Source organism: Actinophytocola sp. (genome assembly GCF_036402745.1).
Lineage (GTDB): Bacteria > Actinomycetota > Actinomycetes > Mycobacteriales > Pseudonocardiaceae > Actinophytocola.
This window is the reverse complement of record NZ_DASWSJ010000116.1, coordinates 1-18,463: the sequence shown is the minus strand read 5'-3', so window position 1 is coordinate 18,463 and position 18,463 is coordinate 1. Positions and strand designations below refer to the sequence as shown.

Annotated in this window: 17 protein-coding genes; 7 read left to right on the top strand and 10 right to left on the bottom strand. The window is 69.5% G+C overall.

Annotated features, from left to right (window positions below; genetic code table 11):
- The first annotated feature begins 126 nt into the window (after positions 1-126).
- Together VGD70_RS11730 and VGD70_RS11725 are read left to right on the top strand one after the other, a co-directional pair.
- Positions 127-921, top strand: a complete 795-nt coding sequence (locus tag VGD70_RS11730; protein WP_331080989.1) for a GntR family transcriptional regulator — start codon at positions 127-129, stop codon at positions 919-921.
- Position 922: 1 nt separating this feature from the next.
- Positions 923-1,837 carry a DMT family transporter gene (locus VGD70_RS11725; RefSeq protein ID WP_331080987.1) on the top strand — a complete coding sequence of 305 codons (915 nt, stop codon included), beginning with the start codon at positions 923-925 and terminating at the stop codon, positions 1,835-1,837.
- A 572-nt stretch (positions 1,838-2,409) separates the two neighbouring features.
- Here VGD70_RS11725 and VGD70_RS11720 read toward each other — a convergent pair.
- On the bottom strand, positions 2,410-2,583 hold the full coding sequence (locus VGD70_RS11720; RefSeq protein ID WP_331080985.1) for a hypothetical protein: 174 nt from the start codon (positions 2,581-2,583) through the stop codon (positions 2,410-2,412).
- A 112-nt stretch (positions 2,584-2,695) separates the two neighbouring features.
- Here VGD70_RS11720 and VGD70_RS11715 point away from each other — a divergent pair, with 112 nt between their 5' ends.
- Positions 2,696-3,367 (top strand): esterase/lipase family protein, encoded by a 672-nt coding sequence (locus VGD70_RS11715; RefSeq protein WP_331080983.1) that lies wholly within the window; start codon positions 2,696-2,698, stop codon positions 3,365-3,367.
- Between the two features lie 374 nt (positions 3,368-3,741).
- Here VGD70_RS11715 and VGD70_RS11710 read toward each other — a convergent pair whose 3' ends face one another.
- Both VGD70_RS11710 and VGD70_RS11705 read right to left on the bottom strand, forming a co-directional pair.
- Positions 3,742-5,655, bottom strand: coding sequence for a glycosyltransferase family 39 protein (locus tag VGD70_RS11710; RefSeq protein WP_331080981.1), 1,914 nt, complete (start codon positions 5,653-5,655; stop codon positions 3,742-3,744).
- 113 nt (positions 5,656-5,768) lie between these two features.
- On the bottom strand, positions 5,769-6,617 hold the full coding sequence (locus tag VGD70_RS11705; protein WP_331080980.1) for a glycosyltransferase family 2 protein: 849 nt from the start codon (positions 6,615-6,617) through the stop codon (positions 5,769-5,771).
- A 174-nt stretch (positions 6,618-6,791) separates the two neighbouring features.
- On the opposite strand from VGD70_RS11705, the gene VGD70_RS11700 reads away from it, so the two are divergent.
- Together VGD70_RS11700 and VGD70_RS11695 are read left to right on the top strand one after the other, a co-directional pair.
- Positions 6,792-7,421: a TetR/AcrR family transcriptional regulator gene (locus VGD70_RS11700; RefSeq protein ID WP_331080978.1), complete on the top strand. Its 630-nt coding sequence runs from the start codon at positions 6,792-6,794 to the stop codon at positions 7,419-7,421.
- Between the two features lie 21 nt (positions 7,422-7,442).
- Positions 7,443-7,937: a nuclear transport factor 2 family protein gene (locus VGD70_RS11695; protein ID WP_331080976.1), complete on the top strand. Its 495-nt coding sequence runs from the start codon at positions 7,443-7,445 to the stop codon at positions 7,935-7,937.
- Between the two features lie 267 nt (positions 7,938-8,204).
- On the opposite strand, the gene VGD70_RS11690 is transcribed toward VGD70_RS11695, so the two are convergent.
- A complete protein-coding gene (locus VGD70_RS11690; RefSeq protein WP_331080974.1) occupies positions 8,205-9,248 on the bottom strand; it encodes an alpha/beta fold hydrolase in 1,044 nt (347 codons plus the stop codon).
- Positions 9,249-9,424: 176 nt separating this feature from the next.
- Here VGD70_RS11690 and VGD70_RS11685 point away from each other — a divergent pair, with 176 nt between their 5' ends.
- The gene (locus VGD70_RS11685; RefSeq protein WP_331080972.1) at positions 9,425-10,240 is read left to right on the top strand and encodes an SAM-dependent methyltransferase; all 816 of its coding nucleotides are present in this window, start codon (positions 9,425-9,427) and stop codon (positions 10,238-10,240) included.
- Positions 10,241-10,367: 127 nt separating this feature from the next.
- Here VGD70_RS11685 and VGD70_RS11680 read toward each other — a convergent pair whose 3' ends face one another.
- The 4 genes from VGD70_RS11680 to VGD70_RS11665 all read right to left on the bottom strand — a co-directional run bounded on the left by VGD70_RS11680 (position 10,368) and on the right by VGD70_RS11665 (position 15,804).
- A complete protein-coding gene (locus VGD70_RS11680) occupies positions 10,368-11,597 on the bottom strand; it encodes a class I SAM-dependent methyltransferase (protein WP_331080970.1) in 1,230 nt (409 codons plus the stop codon).
- A gap of 17 nt (positions 11,598-11,614) precedes the next feature.
- Entirely contained in the window at positions 11,615-12,973 is a 1,359-nt protein-coding gene (locus tag VGD70_RS11675; RefSeq protein ID WP_331080968.1) for an FAD-binding oxidoreductase, read from the bottom strand.
- A 39-nt stretch (positions 12,974-13,012) separates the two neighbouring features.
- Positions 13,013-13,834 (bottom strand): hypothetical protein, encoded by an 822-nt coding sequence (locus VGD70_RS11670; protein ID WP_331080966.1) that lies wholly within the window; start codon positions 13,832-13,834, stop codon positions 13,013-13,015.
- Between the two features lie 80 nt (positions 13,835-13,914).
- Complete coding sequence (locus VGD70_RS11665; protein WP_331080964.1) at positions 13,915-15,804, bottom strand: Xaa-Pro dipeptidyl-peptidase; 1,890 nt, start codon at positions 15,802-15,804, stop codon at positions 13,915-13,917.
- A gap of 217 nt (positions 15,805-16,021) precedes the next feature.
- On the opposite strand from VGD70_RS11665, the gene VGD70_RS11660 reads away from it, so the two are divergent.
- A complete protein-coding gene (locus VGD70_RS11660; protein ID WP_331080962.1) occupies positions 16,022-16,642 on the top strand; it encodes a hypothetical protein in 621 nt (206 codons plus the stop codon).
- On the opposite strand, the gene VGD70_RS11655 is transcribed toward VGD70_RS11660, so the two are convergent.
- Both VGD70_RS11655 and VGD70_RS11650 read right to left on the bottom strand, forming a co-directional pair.
- Positions 16,634-17,809 (bottom strand): acyl-CoA dehydrogenase family protein, encoded by a 1,176-nt coding sequence (locus VGD70_RS11655; RefSeq protein WP_331080960.1) that lies wholly within the window; start codon positions 17,807-17,809, stop codon positions 16,634-16,636. The genes VGD70_RS11660 and VGD70_RS11655 overlap by 9 nt on opposite strands.
- Positions 17,806-18,441: a biotin/lipoyl-containing protein gene (locus VGD70_RS11650; RefSeq protein WP_331080958.1), complete on the bottom strand. Its 636-nt coding sequence runs from the start codon at positions 18,439-18,441 to the stop codon at positions 17,806-17,808. Before VGD70_RS11650 ends, VGD70_RS11655 begins: the two co-directional genes overlap by 4 nt.
- Between the last annotated feature and the right edge of the window lie 22 nt (positions 18,442-18,463).

Below are 18,463 nucleotides of genomic sequence, written 5' to 3'. Positions count from 1 at the left end.
AACCTCGTGCCATACGGAACAGCCATGATGTCCTCTCCTCAACTCAACTGGCTTGAGCCAGTAGTGGCTTAAGCCAGTGAAGCACAGGATGCGGACGGAGGCAACCAACTGGTTTAAGCCAGTTGTATGCTGACTGGCATGACCCCCCAGGAAGACCCCGCCGCGGACCAGCTGCCGAGCCGGCGCATCGCCGACGCCGTACGCGAGCTGATCACGTCCGGCGAACTCGCCCCCGGGGACAAACTGCCATCCGAACGCGAACTCGCCCGCCGCTTCGGCACCGCCCGCAACACCGCCCGCGAAGCGATCCGCCTGCTCACCGAAGAAGCCCTGGTCACACCGCAGCACGGCAAGGGCGTGTTCGTGCGCGAGAAGCAACGCCTGTTCCGCTGGGGCAACGACCGCTACTCGCGCAAGGCCTACCGCGAGACCGGCCTGACCCCGTTCCGCCTGGAGATGAAACGCCAAGGCAAGACCGCGAACATCCAGGCCGTCGCGATCGACCGCATCACGCCTCCGCCCGACGTCGCCGAACGCCTGGGCGTGTCGACCGACGAAGAGTCCGTGCTCCGCCGCCTGAACGAGTACCACGCCGACAACGAACCCGTGCAGCTCGTCACGACCTACCTGCGCTGGACCGACGCCGAAGGCACCCCACTCCTCGAACCGAAGACCGGCCCCGGCGGCATCCACGGCCGCCTAGAGGACAAGGGCCACGTCCTGACCACCGGCCGCGACGAGGTCACCGCCCGCATGCCCACCCACGACGAAGCCCAGTTCCTCCAGGCCCCGTCCGGCGTCCCCGTCCTGGACGTCCTCCACACGAGCTTCGACCAGAACGGCGACCCCTTCGAAGTCACCCGCTTCGTCCACCGCGCCGACAAGTCCGGCCTCGTCTACACCTTCAACATCGAGAACTAAGGTGACCACCTCAACCCGAGGCACCCTGCTCATCGGCGTTCTCGCCCTGGTCTGGGGCTCCAACTTCCTCTGGATCAAGATCGCCCTCGACGCATTCAGCCCCATCCAACTGACCTTCGCCCGCATGGTCCTCGGCGCCCTGGTCCTCCTCGTCGTAATCACCATCCGCCGAGAAAAACTCCCCCGCGACCTACCCACCTGGGGCCACCTGTTCATCGCCGCCCTCGTCGCCAACACAGCGCCCTACCTGCTCTTCGCCCTCGGAGAAACCCGCGTCGACTCCGGCATAGCCGGGGCCCTCAACGCCACCACACCCCTCTGGACCCTCGCCCTGGGCTTCGCCGTTCGCCAGTCCAACCGGCTCAGCACGCTCCAGATCGCCGGCCTGCTCCTGGGCTTCGTGGGCAGTCTCCTGATCTTCACCCCATGGGACGCCGGCTCAGTCGACACCCTCGGCGCCCTCTACTGCCTACTAGCCGCACTCAGCTACGGCATCAGCTACCTGTACATGAGCCGCTACCTCATCCCGCGAAAGCTGACCCCAACTGTCCTCTCGACAGGCCAGCTCATCGCGGCCAGCGCCCTCATCGCCACAACCCTGCCCCTCGACCCGGCCGGTACCCCAAACTGGTCTACCGGCCCATGGCTGTCTCTCGCTGTCCTGGGAGTGCTCGGCACCGGTCTGGCCTACATAATCAACTACGCCCTCATCCGAACCGAGGGACCAGTTGGCGCGTCTGTTGTCACCTATTTGGTCCCGGTCGCATCGGTAGCCCTGGGCTTTCTCATCCTCAATGAAACCGTTCCACCGCTCTCCCTTATCGGCGTAGCAGTCATCCTTATAGGCGTCCGAGCCTCTCGTCACATGATCGCCGGACAGTCCCAGCCACTCAATCCTAATCGGGCCGACCGCTAGTGTAAGTTTGCGTCAATTTCGAGTCGATTACAGTTGTCAGATCTTTGAGGTCCACCAGGAGTTCTCCATCTGCTTCCGAGTCACCCGCACCGGCGGTGATCCACACCAGCAACGAGTCAAAAAGAAGTCCTCTGGGCCAACCCTGCTGATCTGGACCACCTGAACATCCACCCCAGCATCCGCCTACGCATCCGCCACGGGCGAGATGGTGTCAATCCATTCGACAGCCTCGTGCGCAGCCAGCAGCCAGGAGTGCACTACTTTCTGCCGTTCAGCACGCGGGAGAGTCGACACATTATCTTTTGAATGCCCCGGAATGAATCAACGAGTTGCGTTGACGATACATCTCTTCAACATATTTAAAGCTATCGTTGCTCCGAGCCGCGAATCCCGTCGAGCCAATAGTTTCTGGAAGCTTGTTGTAGTACCTATCCGCAAAGGATGCTCCCCTCAGCAGATCCAGCAGCTGATCATCGCCCGCCGCCTGCTCGGAAAGACGAGCGCCCAACTCAAGTGACCTGCGAAACGCAGCCCGGTCCTTCTTGTCCACATCGGACTGAGGTGGTCCGCGGCTACAGGTCACCGAACAGCTCGCCGATATCGCTCGCCAGCCGATCGAGTGAGTCGTCGGGTGGGATCGACATTTCCAGCACGACACGCCAGTTGGTCCGAGAGGCGCCCGGGCTCAGCGTGAAGACGAGACTGTCCTCGCTGCGGATCAGCACTTCTGCCGACAGGTCACTCACGCCTACAGTCTGACCCGCGCGGGCGGAGACTGGTGATTTCGCCGATGTTGCCGGCGGGTCGGCGCGTCATCCTGGATGGGTCCCACCTCCCACGCCCTGCTTGGAGGGATTCATGCGTCGAATTCTCGGTGTCGTCGTCGCCATCGTGATCGGGGTCTCCGTGTTCTCGCCCGTCTCGCCGGCGAGTGCGGCCACCAGCACGCCCGTCGTCTTCGTGCACGGGTATTCCGGTAGCGCGTCGAACTGGACCACGGCGATGTCCGTGTTCCGGTCGGCCGGCTGGTCGAGCAGCAACCTGTTCGCCTACGAGTACGACTCCTACGGCGACAACGTCCAGAACGCGCGCGGCCTCGCCACCTACGTCAACCAGGTCAGGTCGCGGACCGGCGCCGCCAAGGTCGCCATCGTCAACCACTCGATGGGCGGGCTGGTGAGCCAGTACTACCTGAAGGTGCTGGGCGGCAACCGCAACGTCAGCCACCTCGCCTCGGTCGCGGGCGCCAACCACGGCACCACCGCCGCCGGGGCCTGCCTGGTCTACCTCACCTGCCAGCAGATGTACCCCGGCTCGTCGTTCATCTCCCAGATCAGCGCCGGGGACGAGACACCGGGCAGCACCCGGTACGCCACCTGGTACTCCCCGTGCGACGGGATCATCATCCCGTACACCAGCACGGTCCTCGAGGACGGCGCGACCAACAACGTCGTCTCCTGCCAGACGCACCTCGGGTTCCTCACCGACAACGCCGTACTGACCCAGATCGCGAACTTCGTCCGCGCCTGACCGCCGCCGCCCCTCGACCACGCCAAGCCGGAACTCCTCCCGCCCGCGGGACGGTGGCCGCGCATGGCGTGGTTGTGGGCCCTGTCCGTCCCCGGGCTCGTGTGTCTCCTCGTGGTGCTCGCCGCGCTCGAGCGGTTCGGCCTGTGGGCCGGGCGGCGCAGCTGGCTGCCCGGCCGGGGCGACCGCACCCGGGCGACCATCTCGCGGGCCGGGTGGAGGAGTTCGGCGCGTTCTTCTACGCGGGCAAGCGCGACGAGCTCGAGCAGCGCAAGTCCGAGCTCGTGCTGCCGGTGAGCGAGACCCGCCCGGGCCGTTCGTCCTGCGACCCCGGTGGGACGAGTGAGGGTGACCGCAGGCCACCCTCACTCGACGGATCACCCGCAGTCGTGCAGCACCGCCTTCGCCGTCGGGTCCTCCGGGGGTGGGGCGCCGCGCGCGTAGGCCGACGCGGGCACCGTCCGGCAGGTCGACTCCACCCACCGCCACGTCGCGACCGTGTCCGCGCTCGGTGGCGTGTCACCGATGCCGCCCGCCACGCCGGTGAACAGGAAGAACCGGATCTTCCCCGTCCCGACCAGCCGGCGGACCTCGTCGAACGGCGGGAACGGGGACGAGCCCTGGAACCCGGCCATCGAGATCGGGCTCTCGCCCGCGCCGACGATGTACCGGCTGGCGACCACCCACGAGTCCGTCACGAACGGGGCCTCCGCACCACCCCGCCGCGCGTTCACGTACCCGAGGATGTCCCGCTGGTGCGGTGTCAGCGACGCGGGCACCGGCGCCACGGCGTTCACCGCCGCCTGACCGACGTACCGCACGGTCAGCTCCTCGAACGCCGACGTCACCCGCGGCCCCATCGGACCCGCCTCCGCGTCGAACGACGTGCCGCCGTACCGGTGGTCGAGCACCGACGCCGACCACGCGATCGGGGCCAGCAACATCGCCGCGAGCCCCGCGACCAGGGCGCGGGAGGCCAGCCGCCGGCGGGCCACCAGCACGACCGCGGACCCGACCGCCAGCACGCCGATCGCCGGCGCCAGCCACGGCAGGAAGTCCGCCGCCGCCGCGATCATCGCCGCGTAGCCGCCCTGCACCAGCACGATGGCCGGCAGCAGCCACCGCGTGCCGCGCCGCCGCTCGCAGTACGCGCGCCACATCTCCACCGTGCCCGTCGCGCACAGCGCGGCGATCGGCGGGATGAGCGTGGCGAGGTAGGCCATGTGGATGATGTCCACCACCGAGAACACGGCGATGTTGACCACGAGCCACGTCGTCCACATCAGGTAACCGCCGTTGCGCACCCGGTCCTGCCGCCGCCATCTCGACAACCCGTACACCATCGACAGCAGCGCGAGCGGCACCAGCCACGCGACCTGCGTGACGTACCGCAGCACGAACATCGTCGCGAGGTCCGGCGGCATCCCGGCGTTCTGGCCGCCGCCACCCGACTGCTGGTCGCCGGAGGAGTCCGACGGCTTCAGCAGCACGGAGCCCGGCAGGTGGACGCCGAACCGCTCCAGCCCGTTGTAGCCGACGACCATCGTCCACACGCTGTTGTTCGTCGTCCCGTCCGCGTACGGGCGGCTGTCCGCGGGCACCACGCCCATCGCGGCGGTCCAGGCGAACGACACCCCGATCGTCACCGCCAGCGCGGCCAGCAGGTGACCGAGCCGGCGCGACCACCGGCCGCGGGTGGCGACCAGGTAGCCGATGCCCAGCGCGGGCAGGATCACCCACGCCTGCATCGCCTTCGCCTGGAAGCCGAGGCCGACCCACATGCCGGCCAGCAGCAGCCAGCGTAACCGTCCGGTGTGGACGGACCGCTGGCACGCGTCGGCGGCGAGCACGAGGCACACCGTCAGCGCGCCGTCCACCATGGGGTGGCCGAACATCGACACCAGCAGCGGGGTGAACGCGAAGATCGTCGCCGCCAGCAGGCCCGCGCGCGGGCCGGCCCACAGCCGGACCACGCGGAACATCACCAGCACCGCCACGGCGCCGTAGATCACCTGCGGCAGCGCCATGGCCCAGGGGTGCGGCCCGAACAACCACACCGACACCGCCTGCGGGATGAACCCGCCCGGCAGCTTGTCCATCATGATCGTCGCGTTCGGGTCGAAGGCGCCGAAGAAGAACGCCTTCCAGCTGCCGGTCATCGACAGCACACCGGAGGAGTAGTACGGCGCGAAACCGTTGGCGGGCAAGGACCATGCGTAGAGCACGACCACGATCGCGGTCACGGAAAGCAGCGCCGGGCGGGTCCAGCCCGGCTGGTCGGCCGGTGACACCCAGAACCGCCACCGCGACGTACGGGGGGTTGGCGGGGCGGGTGCGTCGGATTGAGTTGTTTCCCGTTCGACGACGGGGTTGATGATCATCAGTACGTTCCTAACGAGAGAGGTCAGGCGGCGCGCCCGGCGGATGGCTCGGGGTCGACGCCGGCGGGCTCGATGGCGGCCACGGAACCGGCCGCACGCGCGGCGGTCCGGCGGGCACCGGCCAGCTTCAGCGCGACGGCGTTGCGCATGATCTGCCAGCTGGTGCCGAACAGCCGCACCTTCGTCTCGCCGTGCTCGCGGCGCGCGAAGGCGATGTCGTGCCCGAGGATCGAATATCCCGCGGCGTGCGCGGAGACGAGCATGTCCAGGTCGAGCGCCCAGCCGGACGGGCGCACGGTCATCGTGTCCAGGACCTGCCGGCGGAACACCTTCAGCCCGGACTGCACGTCGACGTCCAGCTTGTGCAGCGCCTGGATCAGCCGGTAGGACAGCCGGGAGAACGCCCTGCGTAACGCGTTCGTGTGGTGCTCGGACCGGTTGGCCACCACCACGTCGCACGCCCGCGAGCGCACCAGCGACACCATGGCCGGGATCGCCTCGGGCGGGTACTGGAGATCCGCGTCGATCATGCACACGATCGCGCCGCTGCTCCGCGCGAACCCGTCGAGCAGCGCGTAGCCCTTGCCCGGCACCACGCCGCGCCGGACGACCAGCACGATCGGGTGGTCGGCGCCGAGTCCGGCGGCCACCTCGGCCGTCTCGTCGGTGGAGTGGTCGTCGACGATCACCAGCTCGTAGTCGACGGCGCCGGCGATGGCCTGGCGGATGCGGGCGGCGAGCACGGGTAAGTTCTCCGCCTCGTCCTTCGCCGGCACCACGATGGATAACAAGGGAGTGCCGGCCTGCTGCGCGTCCGCCGCGGTTGCGGCGTTCGACGACGGATCCTCGTTCAGGCTGTGCAGGCTGCCCATGGGACATGCCTCCTCAACATCGCGTGAGTTTCTCGTTACGGCGAGCGACTACCGACACCAGACTCGCGCCTGGCTCGTAACTCGCTCAAGAGACTCGTGACCCACCGTGACTGGGAACTTTGCGATTCGTGCTACCTCACAAGCGTTAGGTAGCCGGTGTACGCTACCCGACAAATGGCAGGTGGCAGGCGGCGACTGCGTCCCGAGGACCGCCGGGCGCTCATCCTCACGGCCGGCGCGACGGAGTTCGCCGCGGCCGGGTACGACCGCGCGACCATGCGGGCGGTCGCGACGGCGGCCGGCATCACCACGCCGGTGCTCTACGACCACTTCCCGTCGAAGGCCGAGCTGTACGCCGCGCTCGTCACGCGGGAGGCCGACGACCTCATCTCCCGCTGGGAGCGGGTCGGCGAGGAGGTGGCCGCCGCCGGCGGGTCCACGGAGGACGTGTTCCGGCGGACGATCGACGAGATCTACCGGTGGATCGAGACCAATCCGACCGGATGGCGGATGGTCTTCCTCGACTCGCCGAGCGACCCGCCGGTCGCCGAGGCGCACCGGCAGCGCCAGGAGCGGGCCACCGAGGTGCTGGCCGCGCAGTTCGGCCGGGTCGCCGAGCTCCGGCTTTCCGTTGCACTGGAACGGGACCGCGCCAACCGGTTCCTGGCTGACGCTGCCAAGTGGACGGTCAACGCGGTCGCCGCGTGGTGGTGGGCCAACCGCGACGTGTCCCGCGCGCAGCTCGTGGAGCTGACCGCGGACCTGCTGTGGCGGGGCCTCGCCGAGGTCACCGCGGACGAGTGAAGGGAGCCCACTGTGGACGCGGTGGAGAAGTTCCGAGCGGCCGGGGAGACCCACGACGTCGAGCTCGCGATGGCGACCTGCGCGGCCGACGTCGTCGTGCACTCGCCGCTCACCGACCGCGCGACGTTCCGGGGCCGGGCCGAGGCGCGCCGCTTGTTCGAGGTGGTCTACGACCAGTTCGAACAGCTGCGCTACGACGAGCCGCTCGGCGCCGGGCGCCGGTGGGCCCTGTTCGGCTCGGCAACCGTTGGTGGGCAACGGATCCAGGCGGCCCTGCACCTCACCCTCGACGAGTCGGGCTCGATCGCGGAGGTGACGCTCTACATCAGACCGCTGCCCGGCCTCACCGCGGTGATGGCCGCGCTCGGCCCGCCACTGGCCCGCCGCTACGGCCGCTCGAGGCTCACCGCGGCCCTGCTGCGCGCGATGGTGGCCCCCCTGGTGTTCTTCACCCGCGCCGGCGACCGCGCGGGAATCCCACTGGCCCTACCGGAAAGCGGCCGCCCGTCGACCTAGGTCCACACCGTCGCACCCGGCACCGACGCGCGGTTGTCCACAGGCCGCCCTTCGCCGGTCCGAAACCGTCGGTGGCCGTCGGTAGGCTGGATGTCGGGGGGCCGAAGGCCAGCCCCGCGCCGGCAGGGCTGGAGGCACGCCGCTACAAGACCGACGGCCCAGCGGATCGCTGCTGGTCCCGGAACAAGGACGACAGCGGAAACGTCGAGGCGATCATTGCCAAACGGCGTCAGCCAAGGGCCGGGCAGCGCGGTCCCCGGTACGAGGTCAGCCGGCGTGGGTGGTGAGGAAGTCGTCCAGGTAGCGCCAGGTCGTCGTGCGGGCGCGGCGGCCGGCCAGGACGCCGAGGTGGCCGCCCGGTGCGGTCTCGAAGCGGACCTCGGCGGCGTTGTCGAGCACGTCGACCAGCTTGCGGACCGCCCGCTGGGGCGCGATGCCGTCGCCGTCGCCGGCCACCACCAGGACCGGGGCCTTCACGTCGCGCAGGGAGATGCGCCGGCCGCCGAAGTCGACCTCGCCGTCGGCCAGGTCGTTGGCGCGGAAGAAGCGGTGGTACATCTGGCCGAACGTGCGGCCCGGGTAGGCGATCATGTTGTCGGTGAACCGATCCACGGCCTCCAGCTGCGCCAGGAAGTCCCGATCGTCCAGGTGCGACACGACGGCGTAGGGCTTGGTGACCATCTTGTCGAACGCGGACAGCTGGAACGCGCGCTTCACCAGCGCCCCCGGGGCGCCGCCGAGGAGCCGGTAGACCGGCGTGAGGATCCAGCCGTTGGTGAGGTCGGCGAGCGGCTTGATCGGTGCGATGAGCGGGATCGCGGTCATGTCGATCGGCGCGGCGACGGTGGCGATCGACGCGATCGGCAGGTCCGGCTGGTCGGCGTGGGTGAGCAGGGACAGGATCCCGCCGAGGCACCACGCGACGACGTGCACCGGCGCGCCGCCCGCGTCCTTGCTGACCGTGCGGATGGCGCGGGGCAGCACCTCGTCGATCCAGTGCTCGAGGCCCAGGCGCCGGTCGGCGAAGCTGACCGTGCCGTAGTCGACGAGGTAGAGCCGGCGGCCGCGGTCGACCAGGTGCTCGGCCACGCTGCAGCCGCGGCGCAGGTCGAAGCACAGCGTGGGCGCGGCGAGCGGCGGCACGAGCAGCACGGGCTCGCCGGTGAGCGTCCTGCCGTGCGCGGCGAACCGGTAGACCGACCGGTTGGGTCCCTTGTCGATCAGCGTGCGGGGCATCGGCCGCAGGTCCGCGACGCCGCCACGCAGCACCTTGTCCAGCACGTTCCCGGTCGCGTCCGACACCCAGCTCACGACCTCCCCTCGCAGGCTCGGTGCTGCCGCTCGCGGTCGCCCTGTGTCAATGGTTCGCTCGCGAGCTCGCTCATCCGGTAACCCTCCCCGCTCGGTCGTCGACGCCATCCTCCGCCGCGGGGATCGGGTCTTCAACCGCGGGCCGGCCCACCCGATCAGGTGGTTACGATGCGGACATGGAGCGACCGAACTGGGCACCGGAGTCGATCGACCTGGACCGGCCGAACGCTGCTCGCATCTACGACTACCTGCTCGGCGGCGCGGCCAACTTCGCGCAGGACCGGACGTTCGCCGACAAGCTCCTCGAGGTCATGCCCGAGGCGCGGCCGGCGGCGCGGCTGAACCGGGCGTTCCTGCGCCGGGCGGTGCGGTTCTGCGTCGAGTCGGGGATCCGGCAGTTCCTCGACGTCGGCTCCGGCATCCCGACGGCCGGCAACGTGCACGAGATCGCGCAGCGGATGGACCCGGCGTGCCGGGTGCTCTACGTCGACAGCGAGCCGGTGGCGGTGACCCACAGCGAGCTGATGCTCCGCGACAACGACCGGGCCGCGTCCCTGCGCGGCGACCTGGTCGAGCCGACCGCGATCCTCGAGTCCGAGGTGGCGCACAAGCTGATCGACTTCACCGAGCCGGTCGCGGTGCTGATGGTGGCCGTGCTGCACTTCATCCCCGACTCGGCCGCACCGCACGCCGCGGTGGCGCGGTACGTGTCCGCGATGGCTCCCGGGTCCTTCCTCGTGCTGTCGCACGGGGTGGAGCTGCCGTCCGCCTCGCGGGCCGATGAGGTCGACGAGCTGTACCAGCGCAGTGCCAACCCGGGGGTTCGGCGGTCGCCCGCGGATATCGAGCGGTTCTTCGACGGGTTGACGCTTGTGGAGCCTGGCTTGGTCTGGACTCCGCAGTGGCGGCCTGAGGACGCTGAGGACGTGGGGGAGCATCCGGAGGCTTCCATGGTGTGTGCTGGGGTTGCCCGGAAGCCTCTGCCTGCCTGACTCTCGCTCGGCACGTCGTGCTCGGCACGGCTCGCACCATGAGGGGCTGGGCTGGCCGGCGTGCGTTCCAACCAGCCCAACCTCTTCAGGAACAAGCCCTCCCCCACCGCACCGTCTGGAGCAAGCCTTACCAGGTTGGGCGAAGGGGCATGTGGGACTCCGTTCCCTCCAGGCGGACGCCCAGCATCTGGTGCAGCTGCACCGAGTTGCGTTCGAAGCCGAGCCGTGAGCCCGCCATGTACAGGCGCCACACCCTGGCCCTGTCCATGCCTACCTCGCGGACCGCCTCGTCCCAGTGGGTGTCGAGGTTGTCGCACCACGCTTCCAACGTCTTGGCGTAGTGCTCGCGGATGTTCTCCTCGTGGCGCACCTCGAAGCCGTTGTCGTGCATGGCCGACATCAGGTGGCCCGGGCTTTCCAGCTCACCGTCCGGGAAGACGTACCTGTTCAGGAAGCCGCCCACGGTCGCCGGCTGGGTGTTGTCGGGTCTGGTGATGCAGTGGTTGAGCAGCCGGCCGCCCGGGCGGAGCTTGTCGTGCAGGGAGCGGAAGTAGTCGCCCAACTGGGCCTCGCCGATGTGCTCGGTGAGGCCGATCGAGCTGACCGCGTCGAATCCACTCTCGGCTACGTCCCGGTAGTCGAGGTGGCGGATCTCGGCCAGCTCGGTGAGGCCCGCCTCGGCGATGGCCTTCTGACCCCACTCCGCCTGCTTGCGCGACAGGGTGACCCCGAGCGCCCGCACGCCGTAGTGCTTGGCGGCGTGCATCACCATGCCGCCCCAGCCGCAACCCACGTCGAGCAGCCGCATGCCGGACTCGAGCCCGAGCTTGCGTGCCACCAGGTCGTGCTTGGTCCACTGCGCCTCCTCCAGCGAGGAGTCGGCGTCCGGATACACCGCACACGTGTACGCCATCGACGGGCCCAGGATCCACTCGTAGAACCTGTTGGACACGTCGTAGTGATGGGAGATGGCATCCCGGTCGCGGGCCTTCGAATGCTTTCGGCCGTGCAGGCGGGACTCCGCCGCCGGCCTGGAGGTGGGCCACCACAGCCGGTAGGCGCCCAGGCGCAGCGCCATCTCCAACCGCAGCTTCGCCGGGATTCCCTCCAACGTGGCCGCCGACATGCTGGCCAGCGCCGTATACATGTCGCCGTCGATGTCCAGGGTTCCGCTCACGTACGCCCTGGCGAGACCGAGCTCACCGGGTGCGGACGCGAGGTGCGACATCGCCAGCGGCGAGCGCACCACCACCCGCACCGGCGCGTCCGGGTCGCCCGCTCTGCTTCCGTCGAATGCCCGGAACTCAAGTGGAGCGTCGCGCCCGATCGCGCGCTCGAAGATTTCGGCCAGCCGCATGGTCGCTCCTTCCCGTTCTACTGGTTGCCAACACACTTCGCGTACAAGTCGGGAAGCCGCCCTCGCGGGTCGTAGGTCTTCTTCAGCTTCCGGTAGGTCTCCCCGTCGTACCTCAGCCAGAACTCATCCTCGGTGAAGTACGAATCGGAGTACAGCGACTTATGACCACCCAACTCGGTGACCTTGCTCTCGATCAGGCGGTTGTGGGTGCCGTCCGGCTGGCCCGGTCGCAAGGGGACCGTGGCCCAGAACCCGACATTCACGAACAACCGCCCGGGCTCCATCGGGTACAGCGGCCAGCCGGTGGTGTCGCGCAGCCTGACCGGGCACAGCCACACCGGACGGATGCCGATCTCGCTGTCGAAGAAGTCGAGGAACTCGGCCAGCCGCTCCACCGGGACCTCGATGTCCTGGATGACGGCCTCGCGCGCCGGGTTGCCGAGGAACCGGTCGACCCGCGCGGACAGCCCGTGCCGCCGATCGAACGCGACGATCCTGCGGTAGACGTCCGAGCGCAGGTACCGGCGCGGCCACAGCCCGCGGACGATCGGGTTCTGCGCGCCGAGGGCCTTCGAGCACCAGAACCAGTCGGTGTCCCAGCGCCACAGGTAATCGCGCACGGTGAGGTGGTCGGTCACTCGACCGCGGATCGACTGGTAGAAGATCCGCTGTCCGGTGTAGTCGGACGTGCTGATGGCGTGGTCGGTGAACCGGCCGAGGGTGAGGTACAGCTCGTCGCCGGAGAAGGCGACACCGTCGACGAAGTCCACGGTGTCGTCGGCGCAGGCCTCCTCGATGCCGGCGGCGCAGGCCTTGGCGTCGGTGTAGCGGACGTGCCGCAGCGCGACGTAGGGCTTGGTGGGCTGCAGCTCGATGCGCAGCCGCAGCGCGTAGCCGAGCGTGCCGTAGGAGTTGGGGAACCCGGCGAACAGGTCGCTGTGCTCGTTGTCGCGGGTGGCCAGCACGACGTCGCCGTCGGGGGTGAGGATCTCCATCTCCAGCACCGACTCGTGGGGCATGCCGTTGCGGAACGAGCTGGACTCGATGCCGAGGCCGGCGACCGCGCCGCCGAGCGTGATGGTCTTGAGCTGCGGGACGACGTGTGGCATGAGGCCGTGCGGCAGGGTGGCGTCGACCAGGGCCTCGTAGGTGGTCATGCCGCCGACGTCGGCGGTGCCCGCGGCCCGGTCGACCTCCAGGACGCCGGCGAAGGCGCTGACGTCGAGGGCCTGGCGGCCGGGTGGCTCGCGGAAGCGGAAGAGGTTGGAGGTGGGCTTGGCCAGCCGGATGGGCGATCCGGCCGGCTGGGCCACGAGCTGGGCCCTCAGCGCGTCGACCGCGCCGTCGTGGGCGATCCGTGCAGGTGAGCGGGTCACCCCACGATGCTAACCCCGATCACCGACAAGTTCGCAACGCTAACGGACGACCTGGCGAGTCTGGTACTCGTCGAACAGCTCCGTGACGTAGGCGAGGAACAGGCCGGCGACCCCGAGGACACCCGCGATCGGGTGAAGTTGGGCGAAGCCGTAGGCCATCTCGCAGCCCTTGATCGAGGGCGCGGACTCGCGGACGTCGGTGAACCAGTCGTAGAACGGCACCCGCAGCCGGGCCAGGTCGGGGTGGATGAGCGGGCCGAACACGGCGAGCAGGTCCACCGCGGCCGGCCGGTTGCGCAGGGCCCAGCGGTAGGTCTCGGAGAACTGGTAGAAGCGCTGCTCGACGCCGGTCGCGTACTGGCCGTGGCTCTCGGCGAGGGCGACGCCGTGCTCGGTCGACGCCTGCTCGGCCTCGCTCCACGCCCGGTCGTGCGCGGCCCGGGTCGGCCAGTCGCCGGTGATGTACGTGGCCCACTTGGCCGAGCCCGGGTTGCCGAACCCGTCGGCCGACCGGCCCAGCGCGATGGCGAAGCCCCGCTCGATGCCCTCCACGATGCCTGCGTCCACATAGGACACCCAGGTGCCGGGCGCGCCGAGCCGGTGGTCGCGGAAGAACGTGATGACGCCCTCGATGTTGCGCCACCGGTCGGTGACGCCGAGCACCGCGCCGGGACCGGCCTGCATGGCGCGGACGAACTCCAGGCGCTCGGCCATGGTGAGCAGGTCGATGTCGGCGGCGGTGCAGTCGAGCGCCGCCGCGCAGTCGGCGGGGGTGCGGCGGGTGTCAGCCTGGGCGGGCACGGTCAGTACCGGTGCCAGGACGGCGAGCAGGGACAGGATCACCAGGGCACGCCGGCGCATCGGCACTCCTCACTCCACGTTGAGTGATCAGGATCTTACTGACGGCTGATCACCCCATCAACAGCCGTGGCCGGTGAGGGCTACTTGAACACCTGCGTCCCGCCCACCATCGGCAGGGACACGGTGCTCTTCGACGGGTTCACGGTCAGCTGCGTGCCCGGCAGCGGGCGAAGCGTGTAGTGCATGTCTGTCGACACGACGACCAGGCCGACGCGGTGGCCGGCAGGGAAGACGTAGTCGTCCGGTTCCAGCGGCCAGGTGAACGTGTACTCCTGGCCCTGCTCGATCGGCGTGCTCCTCGACACCGACTTGCGGTTCTGCACGTCCATCCAGCCGCGGGTGACCATCACCGGCGCCTGCGCGCTGCCGACCGGGCCGTAGTCGACGACGACGGCGGTCAGGTTGGCCGCGTACCGGTTGTCCACCGACGCCCGCAGCGACACCGACGGGGTACCGCTCAGGTGTGCGGCCGAGGACAGCGGCGGCGACACGTACACGAGGCGGTTCGGGTTCGCGGTCTCCGGGTTGGGCAGCAAGGACACGTCGGTGTCCAGCTCGCGGCCACGGTCCACAAAGGACTGCCGGGGGCCGGCCGCCGGGCGTACCGACAGGGTGCCGGGCTCGGTGGCGGACGTGGCGCCCAGGCGCAGCGTGGCCTGGCGCGCGCCGGGCACCGGCCAGTCGGCGTACTTCTCGTACGTCCCGTCCGGACGCTGCACGTCGGCGGTCGGCTCGGTCATGATGCCGTTGTCCACACCGAACAGCCAGTAGTCCATCCACCGGTTCAGCGTGCGCTGGTAGTCGGTGGTCCCGCGCGGGCCGCCGTGGCCGTCCTTGTGCAGCCAGATCTTGCGCGGCACGTCGTAGCGCTCCAGCTGCGACCACCACGACGCGAAGGCGTGCGGCATCACGTTGTAGTCCTCGAGCCCGTGCACGACGAACACGCTCGCCCGCACGTTCTTGGCCCGGTGCAGGTAGTCGCGCTGGTCCCAGTAGGCGTTGTAGTCACCGGTGGTCCGGTCCGCGGACCGCAGCATCGCGTCGGTGAGGAACCGGCACTTCTCCAGCCGCGGCCCCTCGACGAAGAACGCCAGCACGTCGAGGTCCTCGCCCTGGAAGGCGTTCTCGCCGACCCCGGACCGGTTCGAGTGCGGCGCACGCACCATCCCGTTGGCCCGGTAGTAGTCGTACCAGCTGGAGATCGCCGACACCGGCACGATCGTGCGCAGGCCCTCGACCCCGGTGGTGGCCACCTGGTTGGGCAGCGTCCCGTTGTAGGACACGCCGGTCATGCCGACGTCGCCGGTGGTCCAGTCCGCGCTGACCGGCTCGCCCGCCTCGTTCCACGCCGGCGCGCGACCGCCCAGCCAGTCGATGATCGCCTTGGTGCCCAGCGTCTCCTTCATGTCGCCGATGGTGGGGCAGCCGTCGGAGAACCCGGTGCCGATGCTCTCGCCGAGCACCACCGCGTAGCCGCGCGGCACCCAGTAGTTGTCGAGCGACCCCGGCAGGTCCGGCGCCGGCCCGCGGGCGGCCGAGGACGCGACGGTGCGCGTGGAGTCCTGGCCATGACCGCCGCCCGGCTGGAGGCCTTCCTGCGGCAGCACGGAGAAGTCGACGTTGTGGTTCTGGGCGTCGCCGCCGTTGTACCGGTACGGGCTGTGCTCGAAGATCACCGGGACCTTGAGGCCCCGCGACTCGGTCTCGCCCGGTCTGGACAGCTGCAGCCGCACCCGGTCCTTCTTGCCGTCGAGGTCGCTGTCGACCTCGGTCTGCACGAACAGCGTCTCCTGGACGGCGTTCGCGAGGTCGAACTGGGGCTGGCTGACGCCGTTCTCGACCTTCAGCCAGGACGGCGGCGTCGGCCGGTCGCCGCCCCGCGGCGTCGCCGTGGCCGGGGTGGCGGTGACCACCGTGACCAGCGGCACGACGACCGCCATGAGCAGGGCCAACCGACGGGACAGCCGCATGTGAGCCTCCGAACGACCGCTGGGCGAAGGAGGGTCATCCTACGTCCAGCAAAGCGTTGCCGGGCAGCATCGAGGTCAGTGAATTTCGACCGGGCTGTTGGTCTCGAAGATGTCGGTGGTCTAGCATTGCCATCGCAAACCGTTCTTCGGATCGGTTCTGCGACCGGCCTCGGCGGCCGCCACCGCCGGGGCCCTTTTTGTTTGGTTGGATCTCGCCGTGACCATTGCCGTCGGCATCTTCGACCTGTTCGCCTACTCCGTCCCCGGCTCGCTCTACCTCACGCTGCTCGCCTACCTCGCCGTCCGGCTGGGCGTGGTCGAGCCGGCCGCGCTCACCGGGGTCAACAGCGTCGTCCTCGTGGCAGGTGCCGTGCTGCTGAGCTACCTGCTCGGCTACGTGGCCTACCCGCTCGGCGCGGTGGCGGAGCGGGTGGTGCCGCGCCGCTCCCCACGCGACGCCCGCGCGGAGTTCCTCCGCCGGGTGCCCGCCGCGCGGGGCCGCGAGTACGTGCACGCGGACACCCACCTGCTGCTGTCCGGGGTGCAGCTGCACGACCTGGAGGCGTCCTCGGAGGTGACCAGGCTGCGCGCGTCCGGGCTGATGCTGCGGAACTCCGCACCCCCGCTGGCGGCGGCGGCCGTCGTGGCGATCGTCGAGGCGGTCGCCGGGCGGTTCCCGGTGCTCGCCGTGGCGTGCGCGGTCGTCCTGGCCGTCACCTCGCTCGTGCTCGTCGCGCAGGGGCGCAAGCTGTCCCGCTGGGCGAGCATGAAGACGCTCGAGCTGTGCTTCTGGCTCCCCGACGTGGACAGCAGGTTCCGGGCGGACGGGTCAGCGTAGGCCGAGCTCGCGCGCGATCAGCATGCGCTGCACCTCGCTGGTGCCCTCGCCGATCTCGAGGATCTTGGCGTCGCGGTAGAAGCGGCCGACCGGGAACTCGTTCATGAAGCCGTACCCGCCGAAGATCTGCGTCGCGTCGCGCGCGTTGTCCATGGCGGCGTTGGACGCGACCAGCTTGGCGATCGCGGCCTCCTTCTTGAACGGCTCCGCGCGGGCCATCTTCGCGAGCGCGGCGTAGTAGCCCAGCCGCGCGGTGTGTGCCCGCGCCTCCATGTCGGCGATCTTGAACTGGATGGCCTGGTACTCCCCGATCTTGTGGCCGAACGCCTCCCGCTCGCCGACGTAGCGCAGGCACTCGTCGACACAGCCCTGGGCCAGGCCGACCGACACGGCGGCGATCGCGATGCGGCCCTCGTCGAGGATGGACAGGAACTGGGCGTAGCCACGACCCTGGCTGCCGAGCAGGTTCTCCTCCGGCACCCGGCAGTCCACAAAGGACAACTCGTGGGTGTCCGAGGCGTTCCAGCCGACCTTCGAGTACTTCTTCGACACCGCGAAGCCCGGCGTGCCGGCCGGCACGATGATGGCGGAGATCTCCTTGCGGCCGGCCTCGGCCCCGGTCGCCGTGCCGGTGACCGCGGTGACCGTGACGAGGCCGGTGATGTCGGTGCCGGAGTTGGTGATGAACGCCTTCGAGCCGTTGATGACCCACTCGCCGCCGTCGCGCCGCGCGGTGGTGGCGGTGGCCCCGGCGTCCGAGCCGCCGCCCGGCTCGGTGAGCCCGAACCCGCCGAGCATCTCCCCCGAGCACAGCTTCGGTAACCACTCCTGCTTCTGCGCCTCGGTGCCGAACCGGAACACCGGCATCGCGCCGAGCGAGACCCCCGCCTCGAGCGTGATCGCGACCGACGAGTCGACCCGGGCGAGCTCCTCGAGGGTGATGCACAGCGCGGTGAAGTCGCCGCCCATGCCGCCGTACTCCTCGGGGAACGGCAGGCCGAACAATCCCATGTCGGCCATCCCCGACACGACTTCGTAAGGGAACGAATGCTCTTCGTCGTGTTTGGCCGCGACCGGTGCGACCACGCTTTGGGCGAAGTCGCGCACCGTCTTCGCGAGCTGCTCGTAGTGATCGGGCAGCATTCCGGTGGCCAGAAAATCGGTCATGATTCGTCTTCCTTCGTACTTGCATCTGCTGAATCGCCGGCTCGGCCGGCGGTGATCCGTGCCAGCGGCTGGCCCACCTTGACCTGGTCGCCCGCGACGACGAGTAGTTCGACTACGCCGTCGACCGGCGCGGACAGTGCGTGTTCCATCTTCATGGCTTCGACCGTGACGACGACGGCCCCCGCGTCCACGTGCTGGCCGTCCTGCACACCCACGGCAACCACCGATCCGGGCATCGGGCTGGTCAGCTCGGCGTCGCCGCGGTGTTCCTCGTCGGGCCGCACGGGTGGCTCCCGCAGCTCCTCGACCATCGCGGTGCGCCCGCCGCCCGACAGCCAGATCTCGCCGTTTGATGCGGCCACCAGGTACTCGGTGCGCAGCCCGTCCAGCGTGACGGTCAACCGATCACCGTCGAGAGACGCTGCGAGTGTGTGTGATTCGCCGCCTTCGACCCGCGCGGTGGCCGCGCTCGGACCGCCGGTGAGGTACACGTGGTCGGTGCGCTCGCCGGCGTGCAGCCGGAACGTCGTCGGCGCCCGCTCCCCCAGGCGCCAACCCGACGGCACCTCCCACAGGTCACCGACCGGGCCGGGACAGGCGCGCAACCACTTGTATGCCGCCGCGGCGATCAACTCGTCGTCGCCGTGCTGCGCC

What these genes read in the sequence shown, in the direction of transcription:
- VGD70_RS11730 (WP_331080989.1), top strand. Translation starts at nt 127, where the DNA reads ATGCTGACTGGCATGACCCCCCAGGAAGACCCCGCCGCGGACCAGCTG.
- VGD70_RS11715 (WP_331080983.1), top strand. Translation starts at nt 2,696, where the DNA reads ATGCGTCGAATTCTCGGTGTCGTCGTCGCCATCGTGATCGGGGTCTCC.
- VGD70_RS11705 (WP_331080980.1), bottom strand. Translation starts at nt 6,617, where the DNA reads ATGGGCAGCCTGCACAGCCTGAACGAGGATCCGTCGTCGAACGCCGCA.
- VGD70_RS11700 (WP_331080978.1), top strand. Translation starts at nt 6,792, where the DNA reads ATGGCAGGTGGCAGGCGGCGACTGCGTCCCGAGGACCGCCGGGCGCTC.
- VGD70_RS11685 (WP_331080972.1), top strand. Translation starts at nt 9,425, where the DNA reads ATGGAGCGACCGAACTGGGCACCGGAGTCGATCGACCTGGACCGGCCG.
- VGD70_RS11680 (WP_331080970.1), bottom strand. Translation starts at nt 11,597, where the DNA reads ATGCGGCTGGCCGAAATCTTCGAGCGCGCGATCGGGCGCGACGCTCCA.
- VGD70_RS11670 (WP_331080966.1), bottom strand. Translation starts at nt 13,834, where the DNA reads ATGCGCCGGCGTGCCCTGGTGATCCTGTCCCTGCTCGCCGTCCTGGCA.
- VGD70_RS11665 (WP_331080964.1), bottom strand. Translation starts at nt 15,804, where the DNA reads ATGCGGCTGTCCCGTCGGTTGGCCCTGCTCATGGCGGTCGTCGTGCCG.
- VGD70_RS11655 (WP_331080960.1), bottom strand. Translation starts at nt 17,809, where the DNA reads ATGACCGATTTTCTGGCCACCGGAATGCTGCCCGATCACTACGAGCAG.